The organism is Acidobacteriota bacterium (genome assembly GCA_016703965.1).
GTDB lineage: Bacteria > Acidobacteriota > Blastocatellia > Pyrinomonadales > Pyrinomonadaceae > OLB17.
The window spans coordinates 13219-31501 of record JADJBB010000012.1; the positions used below are offsets into that span (position 1 = coordinate 13219).

Below are 18283 nucleotides of genomic sequence, written 5' to 3' on the forward strand. Positions count from 1 at the left end.
TCAATATCAGTTTTCCCTAACCATGCCAAAAGCGTTCTCATGTTGTGGAATATAGTAAACTAATTTGTAGAAATACAAGAAGTCTTGTGGTGCTGACCGCGATAGTCATTAGAATGGTTCGACGCAAAGTATAAATCTATTGGGTTTCCTTACATTGTGCTTTCACAATGAGATGGCATAAGGATTGATAGATGAAGGAAGCTTAGGTTTGCGTGATCTCGAAACCGGCAAGGCGTCTTGGCTGACTTACTTGCGAACTCTAAATTTAGCGAGAATGTTGAGGGGATTAGGTGTCTTTTCGCTAAATCAGGTAATTGCCTGTCGGTTTCTGTGAACTGTAATCTGCAACCATCCGGCCATACTTTATGAAAGTTGGAAGTACATGTTATATTCAGATAAATCCTACAGATAGTGTTTTTACGGTTGCAAAGATTCGTAATGGATCACCTTATTAGAAATGTCAGAATTCTTCGAAAAGCCCATACTGAATTCTCCGTACGACTATCCTAGCCGACATTGGGAACTTGACGCTTCCGGTCAACCAACACAAAGGATTATAGAGAGTCGTCGCCGAGCAGATTTTATTACTCCGATTCCGACTCCCAAAAAAAGAAAGGGTTCACAACAAGCAGAACTTACTTTTGATGACGGAACGGGATTGTCCACCGACGAGCAGAAATATGATCCGACCTCGATCATCAATGAGGTTCGAGGATACGTTGACGTTTGGCGTCAGTTGCCAAGTCCTTCAGACTGGAATGTGACGCCCACAACTGTCCAACTACTTCAATACTGGCGACACAATAAGTTCAACAGCATCAGACCATTCTTTTGCCAGATCGAAGCAGTCGAAGTAGCAATTTGGCTGACTGAAGTCGCGCCAAAACTCGGAATGCGCGGAAAGAAGTTTCTCGACCATCTAGCCAATTCCAACAACGATGCAAATCCTGAGATAAACCGCCTTGCTTTGAAACTCGCAACAGGTGCCGGAAAGACGACCGTGATGGCGATGCTGATTGCTTGGCAGGCTGTTAACGCTGCGAGGCATGAGAACAGTAGGCAGTTTACACGAGGATTTCTGATCGTCGCTCCGGGACTTACTATCAAGGATCGTCTGCGTGTGCTTCAACCGAATGATCCCGATAGCTATTACAAGACCCGTGAATTAATCCCATCTGAAATGCTCCGGGATATCGAAAGGGCGAAGATCGTTATTACGAATTACCATGCCTTCAAACTCCGTGAACGAGTGGAACTTTCAAAAGGTGGACGTTCTTTGCTGAAAGGACGGGGTCCCGATCTGGACACGACAGAGACTGAAGGCCAGATGATTCAGCGTGTTATGCCGGGGCTGATGGGGATTAGGAATATTCTGGTTATAAATGATGAAGCTCATGATTGCTATTGAGAAAAGCGGCACACAGAAGACGCAGAAAAACTCAAAGGTGACGAAAAGAAAGAAGCCGAAAAGAACAACGAGGCTGCAAGACTTTGGATCAGCGGAATTGAGATTGTGAAACGTAAGCTCGGAGTGAGTCGTGTGATGGACCTTTCGGCGACTCCTTTTTTCTTGCGCGGCTCAGGGTATGCAGAAGGCACTCTATTCCCATGGACGATGAGTGATTTCTCTTTGATGGATGCGATTGAATGCGGCATCGTTAAACTTCCTCGAGTACCTGTCGCGGATAACATTCCCGGCGATGAAATGCCGATGTTTCGTAACCTTTGGGAGCATATCAGAAGTCATATGCCGAAGAAGGGACGCGGTAAGGCCGAGACTCTCGATCCACGCGATCTTCCTCCACAGCTGCAGACTGCACTTGAAGCACTCTACGGACATTACAAAAAGACGTTCGATCTGTGGCAGGAAGCCAAAATTGCTGTTCCGCCTTGCTTTATCGTCGTCTGCAACAATACGTCGACATCGAAGCTCGTTTATGACTACATATCCGGCTTCGAACGAACCGATGAAAACGAAGATACGCAGTTTGAATTCGGTCGTCTGCCATTGTTCCGAAACCATGACGATTATGGGAATGCATTGGCCCGTCCTCGCACTTTGCTCATAGACAGCGAACAGCTGGAATCAGGCGAAGCTCTTGATGACAATTTCCGAAAGATGGCCTCAGTTGAAATCGACCAGTTTCGTCGTGAGATTGTCGAACGAACGGGCGACCAGGAAGCGGCGAAGAATTTAACGGATCAGCAGTTGCTTCGCGAGGTGATGAATACCGTTGGCAAGTTTGGGCGACTCGGCGGTGACATTCGATGTGTTGTTTCGGTCTCGATGCTGACGGAAGGATGGGACGCAAATACTGTTACGCATGTTCTTGGCGTTCGTGCTTTCGGCACTCAGCTCCTCTGTGAACAAGTGATCGGACGTGCCCTCAGAAGGCAGTCCTACGAATTAAATGAAGAAGGAATATTCAACACGGAATATGCGGATGTTCTCGGGATTCCTTTTGACTTTACAGCAAAACCGGTCGTTGCTCCGCCACAGCCACCGCGTGAGACCGTGCACGTCAAAGCTGTACGACCAGAACGCGATCATCTAGAAATCGTATTTCCTCGTGTAAAAGGATTTCGAGTCGAATTGCCTGAAGAGAGGCTTACGGCAAATTTCAATGATGATTCAAGAATGGATCTGACCCCAGAATTAGTCGGAGCTGCAGAGACGGAGAACGCAGGCATCATTGGAGCTCCTGTAAATCTCAATCTTGCTCATACCGGTGACGTCCGCCATTCGCAGGTTGTTTACGAACTTACATCGCATTTACTTCTGAATAAATGGCGGGATGAAGATGGCGAGCCGCAGATGCATCTTTTCGGCCAGTTGAAGCGGATTGCCTCTGATTGGTTGAACAGCTATCTCGTGTGCAAGGGCGGAACCTATCCGGCCCAACTAAAATACAAGACGCTCGCCGACATGGCGGGTGAGCGCATTACCCACGCCATAACGCGGGCACACATAGGGAGCAATCCGGTCAAAGCCGTGCTTGACCCGTACAATCCGACGGGCACGACGATGCATGTAAATTTCACGACGTCGAAAACGACGCGCTGGGATACGGTCGGTCCGCCGCCAAAATGCCAACTCAACTGGGTCATTTATGATAGCGACTGGGAAGCGGAGTTCTGTCGCGTTGCCGAAAGGCATCCGAAGGTTATTGCTTATGTGAAGAATAGAAGTCTGGGGTTCGAGGTGCCGTATCGATATGGCTCAGACATTCGCAAATATATTCCTGATTTCATCGTTCTGATCGACGACGGAAATGGGGCTGAAGATCCTCTTCGGTTGATCGTTGAGATAAAGGGATATCGCGGCGAAGATGCAAAAGAGAAAAAGTCCACTATGGAAACATATTGGGTTCCCGGTGTAAATAACCTCGGCACCCAAGGCCGGTGGGCATTTGCAGAGTTTACTGACGTATATGAAATGCAGATGGATTTTGAAGCTAAGATTGAGGAGGCGTTCAACACGCTGATTGAAAAGGCAACTGAGAATAGATTATGAGTATTTCTTTCCCACTAAAACATGTTTCTATTCGTGTGCCGTGGCACGACTCTGGCTGGAATGGAACTATCTGTGCATCACCAGCCCGAAATTCATCGTGCCTTAAATTAGTTAATATTGCAGAGAGCAAGAACGACGAAATAGAAGAACGTAACGCCGGCCGGTCAATCAAGGATCTTACTCAAAATGAGTATCCACCGTGCGTTATGGAACGGGCCACCTTCATGGCGGATTTCTCGTTCTCTCGCGCGCATTCACATCCTTATTCTAAGCACGATAACGAAACGCACAGTCATTTTCTACCCACTCCTCTATACCATCCTGCGTACAGTGCAGCGGGTCTTCCATTTCGTTGGATGAATAAAAAGTTCGTTTTTGGCGATTCGAATGGTCAACGCGGGTTTACAAAAAACTTCCCCTTGGAAGACGTGAGCGAGCAAAACGAGCCCGTACTAAATTTCAATTCCGCATGGTTGCAGGACTATAGAAACCACGACGCCTTGCTTCAATGTTTCTGGAACCACATTAAGGTCGAGGAGTCCTTAGTTTTCTTTTACGCGAAACAAATACCGCTTGTTGAAGAGATAGGTAGGCGCGTGATTGTCGGCGTCGGAAGAGTTATGTCTATCGGGCCTTTGACCGAGTACGCTTACAACGGCGATCCAGCGGGAAAAATCCGTAGCTATTTATGGGAAAGAATGGTTACACATTCCATTCGTGCTGATTTTGTTGATGGGTTTCTAATGCCCTATCACGAAGCGTTGGAACGCGCAGAGAATGGCGCGGCCTTCGATCTGTCGGATGTAGTAGCGTTTGCTCCCGACGACCATTTTGATGAGTTCTCCTATGCAACCGAACACGTCGGAACGGACGGTGCGATCTCGGCGTTGATGGCTTGTAGAGCCGCACTGCTACAAGCTGAGAAAGCTTGGGACTATTCGACTTCCAAACAGCAGCAATGGATCGATCGGGAGCTTGGCCGCCTCTGGAAGAAGCGAGGGGCTTTTCCAGGGTTGGGGGCAGTGTTGAACGCAACAGGCATACCGCTTGGAAATTTCGTGGCGCAGTCACTTATCGATAGAGCGGGTGAAGGCAATCCATGGGACGTGTGGTTTCAAGCATTGAATGATCCCGGCTCGGTGCTTCCTAAGGAACTTGCACGGAATATTGATAGAACGATAATTGCGTCGTGGCAGCGAATGAATGAGGAGCGGAGATCATTCCTTCAAACCCTAAGCCGACTTGATCTTTCGGACGAGCATGCAAATGTGCTTGCAACTCCAGAAACTCGTCGGGACAACGGTATTGAGCTATCCGATTCGGCCTTTCTTGAAAATCCCTATCTTTTTTATGAGGCGACGCGGTTGACTCTCTTTCCCGTATCTATTGGCGTCGTTGATCGTGGCGTATTTCCGACAGAGTTTATTCGTGAAAAGTTTCCACTAGCGGAGCCGACACTAATTAGAACCTCTGTCGATGCCAGAAGGCTTAGAGCTCTTTGCATTCGCGAGCTGGAGCATTCCGCTGACCAAGGAGACACCCTGCGTTCTCGTGAGGATATTATTATCTCTCTTCGAAAAGGCGACGAGGAACGAAAGGAAGACCCCACGTTGGTGACCAACGACCTTCTTGGAGTAGCCGAGGACGAACAGTTTGAAGGCCAAATACGCATAGTTAGCCTGAAGAATGAGGCCCCCCGCTTATCAGCTGGAACGCCTTGCCGACGTCGGAGAACTTATTCGGAAAACAGTCGAAAAGCGTTCACAATCTGCTCGGCATAAGTTGGACATAGACTGGCAGACAGAGCTTGACGTGCATCTGAAAGCACTTCCTGACGATGAAGTCGATCGGGTCAAGGAGGTGCGTGCTCGCCAAGAAAAAGCAGCCGCACTTGAGGAGATTGCATCGTCGAGAGTTAGCGTGTTGATCGGACCAGCCGGAACTGGCAAGACGACCCTTCTGTCGGTTCTATGTTCGCGGCCGGAGATAAGTGATGACGGAATTCTACTTCTTGCTCCAACGGGCAAGGCTCGTGTTCGCATGGAATCGGTCGCACGAACGGCCCATATTCAGAATTATCAGGCGCTGACACTTGCTCAGTTTCTCAACAGGTCAAAACCACCGCGTTATGACGGACGCACGGGCCGTTATCTCCTAACAGGAACCGAAGGACAGAAGGTTGGGAGAACCGTGATCGTCGACGAATGTTCGATGTTGACCGAAGAAATGATGGCAGCCCTACTTGAAGCGATCAGCGGCGTTCACAGACTGATATTTGTGGGTGATCCGCGACAGCTTCCGCCGATCGGGGCCGGCCGCCCATTCGTGGACGTGGTCAAAAAACTCTCGCCTGTTGATATTGAAGCTCGTTTCCCACGTGTCGGGACCTGCTATGCGGAACTGACAGTTCCTCGACGACAGGGAGCCGGTGATCGCGACGATCTCCAACTCGCTGCGTGGTTCGGTGGAATGTCGATGGCTCCCGGCGAAGATCAGGTGTTTGAGATCCTCTCAGGAAAACGGACGAGCGATAATGTGTCGTTTGTTCAGTGGGAAACGGCAGATGAACTTGAGAATGCGTTGTTCGCGGAGCTATCCGACAAGCTAAACTTCCAGAGCGACAGAGAAGAATTTCAGAACTTCGCTGCTACATTCGGAGCTTTTCTAGATAGGAACGGAACTGCATGGTACAACTCCACCTGGGGAGAGAAGGTTGGCTCGGGAAGATTGGCCGAGTCCTGGCAGATCCTTTCACCGGTCAGACAGAAAGCGTGGGGTGTAACCTCGATAAACCGCTTGGTGCACAACCGTTACATGGCGCCTCAGCTCGAAATGGCGCGTGAACAGGTACCCAAATGGCAACGTCGAGTGCCGCAGCCCGTGGGCGACGAACAGATAGTTTATGGGGACAAGGTCATCAATAATCGAAATTGGACAGTTTCCAGAAAGCGTATATATCCAGAGCCGGAGGGCAATGGCTATCTCGCGAATGGCGAGATAGGTGTAGTCGTTGGTCATCGAAGATCTCCCAAGATGAAGTGGGACCCTGAATATCTGGATATCGAGTTCTCCACGCAATCTGGCACGAAGTTCAAGTTTTATAAGTCCGATTTTGACGAAGAAGGCGAAGCGAAAATTGAGCTAGCATACGCACTTACTGTTCACAAAGCACAGGGAAGTGAATTCAATACTGTTTTTCTTGTCCTACCAAAATCGCCGAATATGGCATGGCGTGAATTGCTGTATACAGCACTGACTCGTCAAAAGGAGCGTGTTGTCGTACTTCATCAAGGCTCGGCAACTGATCTACAAAGACTTAGTTCTGAGGAGTTTTCCGCGACTGCAGCACGGCTCACAAATCTGTTTGGAGCTCCGGACCCGATCAAGATCGGCGACAGGTTTCTTGAACAGAACTTGATTCACATAACAAGCCGTGGTGACGCGGTTCGGTCCAAGTCCGAGGTCATAATAGCCAATCTTTTCCACGCAAAAGGTGTTCACTATATTTACGAAGAACCGTTGATCGTCGATGGCGTTACGAAGTATCCCGATTTCACGATCGAGGATGATGACACGGGCATTACATATTACTGGGAGCATTGCGGGATGCTTTCTGACCCTGCGTACAAGCGTCGCTGGGAAGAGAAGAAGGTTTGGTATCGCGAGAATGGCATTCTTCCGCATGATGAAGGCGGTGGTCCTAAGGGCACACTGATAGTTTCGCAGGATGAGCCGAATGGAGGAATTTCGTCCCAAGACATCACTTCACTAATCGATTCGGTAGTACAAGGAAGCTAATTGCTGTCAGCGAGTTAACTTACCCGCCCAAGCGTTAGCAAATTTCGCGTTTTAATAACATGGCAAAGGATAAGATCAAGAAATCGGTAGAGACCTTTCGGCACGACGAGGCTAAACGGCGGAACATTCCGACGGCTGAACATGAGTCGGTGATGCTTGACACGGACAAGACGCCGATACAGGTTTCTTATGAGCGGCGAAATCGCGATCTTGACCCGCAGCTTGTTTGGCGGGGGAAGGACGAGCAGGATTGGTCGGATCTGGTGGTGCAGGCTCCGCCGCTTTATATCCAGGAGAAAGTTCATCCGAAAGTACTGATCGACGATCTGCGGAGGCGGACGGAAAGGACTGAGGAAAAAGGAAGAGATACAGCACGCGTTGTTTGCCGATCTATACGATTCGTTCAATGGCATTGACGACGCGGCAAAGACCGATTTTTACAAGCACGATCAGAATTGGTCGAACCGGATGATCCTCGGCGACAGCCTGCAGGTGATGGCTTCGCTCGCCGAACGCGAAGGCCTTCGCGGACAGGTTCAATGTATCTACATCGACCCGCCATACGGTATCAAGTTCAACAGCAATTTTCCAATGGTCAACCACCAGCCGCGACGTTAAGGACGGGGCGTCGACCACATTACCCGCGAACCCGAACAAGTAAAGGCGTTCCGCGACACTTGGCGCGACGGAATCCATTCATACTACGTATCTTCGCGACCGCCTGACCGTCGCCCGAGATCTTCTCACCGATTCCGGATCGATATTTGTTCAGATCGGTGATGAGAATGTGCATCGGGTTCGCGCGATAATGGACGAAATTTTTGGCGATGACAATTTTGTTGCAGCACATACTTTCGGAAGACTGACGCCACCGGATCAGCAACTTTGAAGGGATGTGACTGATTATTTGTTTATTACAGCAAGAATAGGCAAGCGTTGCCAAATATCCCATGTTTCAGCAGGGACGCCAAAAGCCGACTGGGTATGATAATCTGAGAAATTCGATGGCAGCGCACGAAGTGAACGCAAACGCCAGTAGCTAAGAAGGCACATCCAGGGTATACCGGTTGGCCTCTCTTCGGGCGGCGTCGATTCGAACGACAGCTTCACGATTTGACTTTCAGGGAAGGAATTATCATCCGGCAAAGGCGGCTGGAAAACCACGTTCCGCAAGGGCATGGGTTCCGCTTATCCAAGGCATAGGCTCGAGGTGGAACCAGGAAGTGTCACGTATGTTTATTTCTCGCGATTTCCTATCAGAACTAGATAACTTGTGGGAAGACACGCTCCAGCTCTAAACAAGCAACCTATGTCGTCCAAACAATCCCAGGTTATCCAGCGTTGTCATTGATGGCCACAGATCCGGGCGATCTTGTACTCGATCCTACGTGCGGTTCCGGAACAACCGCTAACGTAGCCGAGCAATGGGGCCGACGGTGGATAACAATCGATACTTCGCGTGTTGCCTCGCCCTGGCCCGTGCCCGGATAATGGGTCCCGTTATCCTATTATCTGCTGGCCGATTCGGTTGAAGGACAGCAGAAAGAAGGCGAAGCAAACCGCACCGTTCCTTCAAGCCGACCGACTTATGGCAAACTTCGCCATGGATTTGTTTACGAACGTGTTCCGCACATCACGCTCAAATCCATTGCGAACAATTCCGAGATCGATGTCATCTGGGACAAATGGCAGCAAACCCTCGAACCAATCCGAGTGCAGATCAACAAGCACTCGGAAAAGACTGGCAAGAATGGCAGATACCAAGAGAGTAAGGCGACGGAGGATCTCGAAGAAGTCGGTGACGTAGTTGAAGCCGTGGGTTTCTGCATGACTGGTGGGAAGGCCCGCATCGCCAGACAGAAAAGAGATCGACGCCTCGATCGCCGCCAAGGCCGATTTTGAATTCCTCTACGACAAACCATACGACGACAAGAAAAAAGTCCGCGTCGCAGGACCGTTTACCGTCGAAAGCCTTTCTCCGCATAGAACCTTAGGAATGGATGAGAACGACGAGTTGGTCGATCCATTGCAGGCCAAGAATGGCGGGCCTAAAGAAGGTCAGGATTTTGTTTCCATGATCTTGGAAAATCTCCAATCAGCTGGCGTTCAGCAGGCTCATAAAGAAGACAAGATCGTATTCACATCAGGCCCGACCGGCTGGCCCGGCCATTATGTTTGCGCGGAGGCTCGATACAATGAATCCGGCATATCAAAACGTGCCGCAATATTCATCGGCCCCGAATTCGGGACAGTTTCACGACCCGATCTCGTAGCTGCCGCCCGCGAAGCCGGTGACGCAGGATTCGACGTACTTATCGCATGTGCGTTCAACTACGACGCTCATTCATCCGAGTTCGACAAACTCGGCCGCGTTCCGGTTTTGAAAGCTCGCATGAACGCCGACCTTCACATGGGCGACGAACTCAAGAACACCGGAAAGGGAAACCTTTTCGTCATCTTCGGCGAACCGGACATCGACGTGATCTACACAGCCGAAGACAAGATACAGATCAAGGTCAAAGGCGTCGATGTTTTCGATCCGAAATCAGGCGAGGTCCGCAGCGACGGCGCCGACGGCATCGCCTGCTGGTTCATCGATACCGATTACAACGAAGAAAGCTTCTTTGTCCGCCACGCCTATTTCCTAGGTCAAAACGATCCGTACAAGTCGCTGAAAACGTCGCTCAAAGCCGAGATCAACGAAGAAGCATGGAGCACGCTAAACAGCGACATCTCTCGCCCTTTCAACAAACCCGAAAGCGGCCGCATCGCCGTGAAAGTGATCAACCATTTGGGCGATGAGGTGATGAAAGTTTTTAGAGTTTAGATTATGAAATCCAGATCACGAACGATGGCCGACAAGTCTCTCGACGCGATGTTGTCAGCCATCGAAATTTATAACAAGCCGAACTTTGCTTATAGGGAAGAGAGTTTTGCCATTCTTGCAATAAATGCATGGGAACTCTTGCTCAAAGCGAGACTGCTTCTGCTTGAAAGCAATAAACTCGCAGTAATTCTTGCATACGAGAAGCGAAAAAAAGCTGATGGGACATGGTCTGAAAAGAAATACCGAAAAAAGAATCGATCAGGTTCCCATGCCACAGTCGGACTGTTTCCTGCGTGGAAGCGTTTAACGGACAAATACGGCGACAAGATCCCAGAGCCTGTACACGAAAACCTTATCCTTTTATGTGAGGTGAGGGATAATGCAATTCATTTTATGAACAAAGGCTCGAGGATCGCCCGGCACGTTCAAGAAATTGGCACCGCGAATGTCCGAAATTACATCGCCCTTGTTGGCCGTTGGTTCGGCATCGATCTTTCTCGTTATAACCTTTCCTGATGCCATTGGCGTTTGTTGAACATCCCAGTGAAGTAGAGGCAGTGATCCTCAACCCGGATGAAAAGAAATTCGTTGAGTTCGTGGAAAAAACGATTCAGGGTAGCTCCGGTTCGGCGGGTGAAGCCTATTCCGTCGCGCTTAACATGCAACTTAAGTTCACGCGTTCGAAAGATGTGGATGCACATCCCGTAATCGTGACCAATGATCCGGACGCCACGCCAGTAACATTAACAGAAGAAGATATTCGAGAAAAGTATCCATTGGACTATGACAATCTCACGACCAAGCTAAAGAATCGATATTCTGATTTTCTCGTGAACAATAGCTATCACAAGATACGAAAAAAGCTAGAGAAAGATGAACGATTCTGTAAAGAAAGGTATTTGGATCCGAGTAAACGGACCGGCACGTCAAAGAAATTCTATAACGCTAATATTATTTCCGAATTTGATAAGTCGTATAAAAGGCAAAGGCAATAATAGCAAAAGGTAAGATTGACTGATTTCATAATGGACTTTCGTATCGCATCAACATTCACGGATAGCCTGACAAAGCTGACCAATACCGAACAAGCGGCGGTGAAATCAACTGTGTATGACCTTCAAGCAAATCCGGCTAATCCGGGTTTGCAGTTTCACCGGCTGGATAAACCAAAAGACGTACACTTTTGGTCTGTACGGTCGAATCAGGACATTCGAGTGATCGTTCATAAGCTTGAGCAGAGTATTTTGGTTTGCTACGTCGATCATCACGACAAAGCCTACAAATGGGCAGAGAACCGCAAGCTAGAGGTTCATCCGACGACCGGAGCTGCTCAGATCGTCGAGGTTCGCGAGACGGTCAAAGAGATCGTCGTTCCAAAATACGTCGAAGTCGAACAGCCAAGACTTCCTCTGTTTCCGAAGATTACTGATGAAGAACTCCTAATGTATGGAGTGCCGGAATCATGGATTGCTGACGTTAAAGCCGTGACAAGCGAAGACCGCCTTCTTGCGTTAGTCGATCACCTTCCCGATGAGGCTGCCGAAGCTCTCCTTACACTCGCAACAGGCGGAAAACCTGACGTGCCAGAACCAATACCGACTGGTACGAATCCTTTCGATCATCCCGACGCACAACGTCGTTTCCGCGTGATGACCGATATCGAAGAGCTTAAACAGGCTCTCGATGAACCATGGGAGAAGTGGGCGATTTTCCTGCATCCGGCTCAACGGCAATTCGTGACGCGAGATTTCAACGGCCCGGCCCGCGTTTCAGGCTCGGCAGGCACAGGTAAAACCGTTGTTGCACTGCATCGCGCCGTAAATCTGGCTCGTCGAGATCCACAGGCTCATGTGTTGCTGGCAACCTTCTCAAGCGAGCTCGCCATGATGTTGAGGGCCAAGATCGGTCGTCTGGTAGGTGGTGACGCGAAACTTGCCGAACGCATCGATGTCCAATTTCTCGATTACGTAGGGCGGCGACTATATGAACTCCAGTTCGGAAAGAAAAGTATTCCTGTGGAACAGGACATCCGCGAAGCGCTGACCAACGCGGCATCGAGCGTGGACGGACATTCATTCACTGCCAATTTTCTTTATTCAGAGTGGAACGAGGTAATCGACGCCTGGCAGGTCAAAGAGTGGGAAGTGTATCGCGACTTTGCCCGTCTGGGTAGAAAGACTCGGCTTGCTGAATCGAAGCGAGAAGTACTTTGGCGGATATTTGAACAAGCCAGAAATGAACTTGCCGACCGCGGCTTCGTAACGCTTCCCGAGATGTTTGGCCGGCTCGCCGAAGAGATGCCGGCTGATAACCATAGATATGATCTTGCAGTGATAGATGAGGCACAAGACCTAAATCCGGCGCAGTTGAGGTTTCTCGCCGCTCTTGCTGGCAAAAGGCAGAACGGCCTCTTTTTCGCCGGTGATCTAGGCCAACGCATCTTTCAGCAAGCGTTTTCATGGAGGTCGCTCGGAGTGGATGTCCGTGGCCGATCGCGTACCTTGAAGGTCAACTACCGAACTTCGCACCAGATCAGAACACGGGCAGACCGCCTTCTGGGGCAGGAGTTCGCGGATGTTGACGGCAATATAGATGTTCGTCAGGGAACGGTTTCTGTCTTCGACGGCCCGCAGCCCGGCATCGAAATTTTGGCTCGCACAAAGATGAGATCGAACGCGTCGCAGAATGGCTCAGAGACCTTTTCAGTAAGGGCATCGCCCGGATGAAGTCGGTATCTTTGTCCGATCCGAAAAAGAGTTAGACCGAGCACAGCAAGCTATTGCTCAATCAGGAGTGTCGTCGTCTGATCTAAACCATCTACTTGCGAAAACTTCCGGCAGTGTGTCTGTGGGAACCATGCATCTTGCGAAGGGCCTCGAATTCAAGGCAGTCGTCGTTATGGCCTGCGACGATGAGATCATCCCTTCACAGGAACGGATCAGCTCAGTCGCCGACGAATCCGACCTTCGCGAAGTTTACGACACCGAACGGCAGCTGTTATATGTTGCTTGCACTAGAGCACGTGATTTCCTCCTCGTTACAAGCGGTGACGTGCCTTCGGAGTTCCTTTCTGATCTCATCTGAGTGTTTACCAAAATCCCCATAAAGTGCATGCAATCGTTTGGTAAAGTCACAGGTAGCTTCCATCGTGTTGGACCTGGCGATTCGGATTTCTACTTACCAGTTGTTACCTAAAGTCTCCAAGGAGTGTGAAACCTCCCCAGAAATATGGCTCGTGAAAACCAGAAGACTTGTCGTGGATCATCTGGATTGCGGCCGTTTGAAGTGCCGAGGTCGTTGATGACCCTTTAAGAAGTTCTTGGTAGAAGAGTCCGGTGAATTTTTGGGTTGCACGATCGCTTGCTTCCCATTGCGACGAAACTACCGATGAGCTCCCAGATCCCAGCATTGCCCACGGGATACTAACCAGCCCTTCGCCGCTATGCACTTTGCTCGTGTCGCAAGATGCGAGGAATGCTAAGCTTTTCGGCTTGAGCCGTACCGATAGGAGATCGTTGACGGTCAATTTTCCTGAGTCTGCGGCATTCTGCTGAAAGGCCAGAAATGAAGACAACGGAGTTTCGCTCTCGAGTTGAGCATGCATGGAAAAATGAAGGATGTCAGTTTCCGCAGCATATTTCAGGAAATCTGATTTAGTGGCATTGAGCCGAGGAGGGATTCCGAATAGCTTTCCTATACTTATCGCCTCGCTGTTCACATAAGCTAGTTTCTGACGGTTAAAAGTATCATTCGCAAAGATCTGAATAGTCTGTCTGCGGGGCGGCTCCGATAAGAGTTGTTGCTTTAACAAATAAACAGACGGTGAATACGAAACCGTATTCGTCTCGATCAAGTACCTATTACCGTCTGGGCTCAGGGCGTGGAAAGGTATTCTCCACAAAAGTTTGTCAGGGACGATTACAAGGTGATTTGATCTCAGATCCAATGGTTTCAGCAATAGATCGTAGATTTTCTTCCCATCGATTTTGAAGAAAATTCGATCCATTATTTTAGTTTGTGTTTCTGACGCGAGTTTTGCGGCCTGTACGTCATTGACGGGAAGTTTGACGGCACGTAACGGCTTTGCTGATTCAAGAACAAATGCTAGGAGTTCACCTGATGCCGTGAATTCGTAGGAGACGATTGCCACGCCTCCGGAAGTTTTAAACCCTGCGTCGAGAAATCCTGAGTTTGCTGGCTCGCTGTTTCTTTATCGGCCACGATGCCGTTTTCCAACTTTGTAAGCGCCGCTTCATCCTCCTTTCCTTCGACGTAATTGCGAGAAGTCGTAAAAAGTTGGTTTCGGATCGAGTCGGATAGATCAGGGCGTGGCTTCAGAACTGACCCTTCGATCCTGTCTCTAAGTAGGTTTGCTTTAAGTAGCTCAGAATACTCAAAGGCTTTCGCGGGATTGCCAGCTACCTCAATCTCGCTGAGTAGCCGATAGACGGAATGGTGAACCTCCATCATAGCAATCGAAAGATCAACGATAGGAGTGTTTCGAAAAGGCTCAAATAAGGAGAGTGATTTTGCCGCGTGTTCCCTCGCAGATCGCTCGTCGCCTAGCCGCCATGAACCCAATGCGAGTTTGTAATAGATCCGGGGAAGGTCGTCTTGAAAATTCTCATCCTCCGTCAATTTACGTAGCTGATGCGCATTCTTGATAAGTTCTTTCCAATTCTGATCTCGCTCGGCAATCGTACTTCTCCAATAGGGCACAATGAAGTCGGAAGTGCCTTTCTTGTTTGCTAGCGTTGAAAAATACTCCTCGGAAAGTGATCGATTTCCATTGAAGTTCTCGACCAACGCCCTCCCTAGGAGACGCTCAAAACTAAATTGCTTTTGTCTATCGATTGAGTCCAATCTTGCAACGTAATGTTTCGCGGAATCGAGATCATTTTCATATAATGATCGCAGCAAGAGACCGGAAAGGAACTGTCTAGCGTGGTAGTTCGCTCCAGCTCGCGTAGATAGGCCGAGGCCCTTGTGATAGATGTCCTTGGCTCGGCGTGGCTGACCGGTCACATCGAGTAGGCTCGCAAATTCAAGATGCGCGATTCTGTTGCGATGTTCGAATTCTCCTATCGAAGATTTCGCAACTAATTTTTCCGAATAAGTAAGCGCATTGGCATAGTAGAATTTCGCAGTCCAAGCTAAGCTCAGAAATCGTAGTGCATCGTAGTAAATCGAAGTGTGGCCGTTCGCCAAGGCCTCTTTCTCCGCTTTTTCCAACCATATGATTGCTGCAAAGTCATGACCGGCCGAATATAGGGTGCGGCCGACTTCCAACTGGTAAGCGGCGAGCGATCCCGAGTCATTTGTCGATATTGAGTTCGCTAATCGCAGGTTTCTCAAGAGCCGCTCCAAAATCGCGCTTGGAGCGAGAAACTGCGCCCTTACATAGGTAAAGAGATGCAACAGAGTTAGGAAAGCGAGTCCGCAGTTTGGATTCGGAAATGAAGGGCTCGATAATTCGGGTAGCTTCATCATATCGCCCCAGTTGGATGAAAGTCCGACAAGTGAGAAATGCTATATGAGATGCCTCTTCTATTCGTCCGGATTGTGAGATTCGCGAGATTTGTGCAGGGGCGAGTTTGGCTACTTCTTCAAAGTATCCCTTTGAATACAGCTTAGATATCTTCTGTGAACCGGGTTGGCTCAAAGATATTTCCGACATGAGGGCTAATGCGAAAATGACCAGAATTGATCTTGTCGCATTAGTCCAAATGTTCGGTTTCCTTCTCATCAAAGTTACTCCTAGTCTGGTGTAGGACGACAATCACCGTTGCCATTGTCACCGCCCTCATTATTCGGCTTACAAATCGCACACTGCCGCAAGGTACATTGATCATTGCCGCCCGCGAGCGAGAGCAGCGCGGTCAACTCATAAGCCCTGTCGCTAGAGCCACGAAGCTCCCATAGCTTTCGCCACGGATGATCACGTTATCCGCGTCGAGGTCCGGTTGCTTTTAGATCCAATCGAGAAGCGAATTAATATCTCGAACGGCATCCTCTCTTCGCGCCGTTGTCTGTCAATGACCAACTTTGGCTTGGCCAGTGGCGATTCTACTGAATAGATGGCATTCTTTTCATCGGTGACAAACAGTCGTCGCGCCGCTCGATCAACATCCCATATCAAATTGTTTTTTATCGCAGACGGTTCAAAGAACAAATGCTTGACATCTTCATTCTTGATGCTCGGAACACCCTCTAATCGAAAGCTAGCTGGCACTGGAAGATCGTCAGACTGCTGCCTCTTGTACCGAGAGGAACAAGCAAAGAGGGTTACCGCCAGCGACTGAAACTTCATTTGGTTGTAATTCATACTGTTCATTTTGATACCACACACCGCAATTCAAACGACCCTCGTTGTCCCTCCATAGCCCGGATTTTATGGTATCTTCCGTGGCCGTTCCTGCAGTAAGAACTTGAGGCGGACCAACGATCTTATTGCCGTTCTTTAGCGTAATGATTAGCTTCCAGCGATACGACTTTGCCGGATTGAGCTTTTAACCGTAGAACGGAAATATGTTTGAGATTTAGACTCGAAATGAGCGACCAGGTTCTCATCAAGGTCTGAGATGTACACGTCGTAGGTCTCGACGCCTTTTACTGAATTCCATTTGAGAAAACCTCTTTCCATCGGATTTGGATTCAAGATTGATCGTGGCCCCGCCCGAGCAAGGGTTTTCGGTTCCGCGAGTTTCAGGGTTCCGTACCGTCGCCCGCCTGCCGTGCCGCCTGCCACTTTCCTTTGGTCGGTTTTTGTCAAGGGGGCTTTGGTCTCGAATTTCTATTTGGCACGTCCACACTCTTTATCGGTAACTGTTCCTTCTCAAGGGTTGTCTGATTGGAACGGTGTCGGGACTGGATTCAACTCATTCGTGCCTGCGTTATTCTCGCTTTGCAACAGTATTCGACGTACTGAACTTTTGAACACCAACAAAATAGATTCCCGCCAGAAGCAGAATTGCGAATCCCGCAAATGCCGTTACCCTCGCAAAGGACAATATCGGAAAATCGAAAAATCGGTACTTGTATTCAGATTCATTCAGTCGTGAGCCGTCGGCACCGAGAACACAGTCCCGGAACTCCTGCGGAGTTACCGATGGCAGTTTTGCTCGACATTCTTTGCATGCGAGAAGATGTCGGCCGATCTCGATCGATCGGGAAGAAAAACTGTCCGCCCGAAACATGGCGACCTCAGCAGCTGATAAGTGATCTTGATTCATTTATTTCATCAACTCCTTAAGTCTCTTGCGAGCGTCAAATCTCGCCTTCTTAACCGCGCCTGCGGTTGGCGATCTTTGGCCATTGGCCGAATTCGGGTTTGCTATCTCCAGCGATTTCAATATCGGTTAGTGGCATTCGTGTTGAAAATCCTTTCCCAAGACTCCCTTGTCAGTTCGAGCTTGCTAACAGTTCATTCCCTTCGATTCCAAATTGGAAACAGATAAAGTACGGAGATCTACCGAACTGAAAAGAAGCTTGGCGTTGATAAAGACTCAGCCTGCAAATACCTTGCCAGACCGTTTCGACCAAAGAAAAGTCTCTGCGGACGAAGCATCTTGCTCCCACCGGGCCCTTCGGTTTCATCGAGGAGATGTCTCGATCCGTTTGTTTCGATTTGAGAGGTTTCGATTTACTTCGTTGTTGAGCAGTACGCGCGGAGAAGGACTTCCAATCGGCTTCTGCCATTTGCGAGCTTTTATCCTCAAACTTCGAGGCCACCTCCAAAGCCTTAACGCGGCCTCTTGCGAAATATCCGGAATCGTCATCATTACAACGGATCTACGACCAGCGATTACTTTGCGAATCAGCTTTAAAGATTCTGCAAAAAGCCCTCCCGATCAACGCACCCGTCAGACCCACTCGGTGGGTCGCCTAGTGAGGTATGCAACTTGGAAAGGATCGGGTTATCCACAATTCTATTTTCGCTTTACCAAACTCGTCTACGACAAGCTTCATAGATATACACGATGGCTTTCCAAGGCCTTCTTATCGGAAACGGGCAGTATTCGTAGAGACGCTGTGAGAGGTTAGAAAGTTACCTTCTTTCTAACCGGCCATTGAACTCCTGTTCTGCTTAAGTATTGACTGTTATAAACTTACACACGCAAATGTAAATTTAAAAATTATCTAGC

At 49.1% G+C, this 18283-nt stretch carries 4 protein-coding genes and 6 pseudogenes; 6 read left to right on the forward strand and 4 right to left on the reverse strand.

Going from position 1 to position 18283, the window contains the following annotated elements; translation table 11 throughout:
- The first annotated feature begins 457 nt into the window (after window positions 1-457).
- From IPG22_06735 to IPG22_06760, 6 pseudogenes are all read left to right on the forward strand, one after another.
- Window positions 458-3514, forward strand: a pseudogene (locus tag IPG22_06735) (DEAD/DEAH box helicase family protein).
- Window positions 3508-7312, forward strand: a pseudogene (locus IPG22_06740) (AAA family ATPase). Before IPG22_06735 ends, IPG22_06740 begins: the two co-directional pseudogenes overlap by 7 nt.
- A 59-nt stretch (window positions 7313-7371) precedes the next feature.
- A pseudogene (locus tag IPG22_06745) lies at window positions 7372-8156 on the forward strand (site-specific DNA-methyltransferase).
- Window positions 8157-8659: 503 nt separating this feature from the next.
- Window positions 8660-10139, forward strand: a pseudogene (locus tag IPG22_06750) (site-specific DNA-methyltransferase).
- 3 nt (window positions 10140-10142) lie between these two features.
- Window positions 10143-11134 (forward strand): annotated as a pseudogene (locus IPG22_06755) (DUF3644 domain-containing protein).
- 30 nt (window positions 11135-11164) lie between these two features.
- Window positions 11165-13223, forward strand: a pseudogene (locus tag IPG22_06760) (UvrD-helicase domain-containing protein).
- Between the two features lie 103 nt (window positions 13224-13326).
- Here the strand turns inward: IPG22_06760 and IPG22_06765 are convergent.
- The 4 genes from IPG22_06765 to IPG22_06780 all read right to left on the reverse strand — a co-directional run bounded on the left by IPG22_06765 (window position 13327) and on the right by IPG22_06780 (window position 17371).
- On the reverse strand, window positions 13327-14145 hold the full coding sequence (locus IPG22_06765; GenBank protein MBK6587994.1) for a CHAT domain-containing protein: 819 nt from the start codon (window positions 14143-14145) through the stop codon (window positions 13327-13329).
- A gap of 98 nt (window positions 14146-14243) precedes the next feature.
- Window positions 14244-15557: a hypothetical protein gene (locus tag IPG22_06770; GenBank protein ID MBK6587995.1), complete on the reverse strand. Its 1314-nt coding sequence runs from the start codon at window positions 15555-15557 to the stop codon at window positions 14244-14246.
- 520 nt (window positions 15558-16077) lie between these two features.
- The gene (locus IPG22_06775) at window positions 16078-16449 is read right to left on the reverse strand and encodes a hypothetical protein (protein MBK6587996.1); all 372 of its coding nucleotides are present in this window, start codon (window positions 16447-16449) and stop codon (window positions 16078-16080) included.
- A gap of 583 nt (window positions 16450-17032) precedes the next feature.
- Window positions 17033-17371 carry a hypothetical protein gene (locus IPG22_06780; protein ID MBK6587997.1) on the reverse strand — a complete coding sequence of 113 codons (339 nt, stop codon included), beginning with the start codon at window positions 17369-17371 and terminating at the stop codon, window positions 17033-17035.
- Window positions 17372-18283: the final 912 nt, after the last annotated feature.

Coding starts and splice junctions, on each gene's coding strand:
- IPG22_06765 (MBK6587994.1), bottom strand. CDS start 14,145: ATGGATCGAATTTTCTTCAAAATCGATGGGAAGAAAATCTACGATCTA.
- IPG22_06780 (MBK6587997.1), bottom strand. CDS start 17,371: ATGAATCAAGATCACTTATCAGCTGCTGAGGTCGCCATGTTTCGGGCG.
- IPG22_06775 (MBK6587996.1), bottom strand. CDS start 16,449: ATGAAGTTTCAGTCGCTGGCGGTAACCCTCTTTGCTTGTTCCTCTCGG.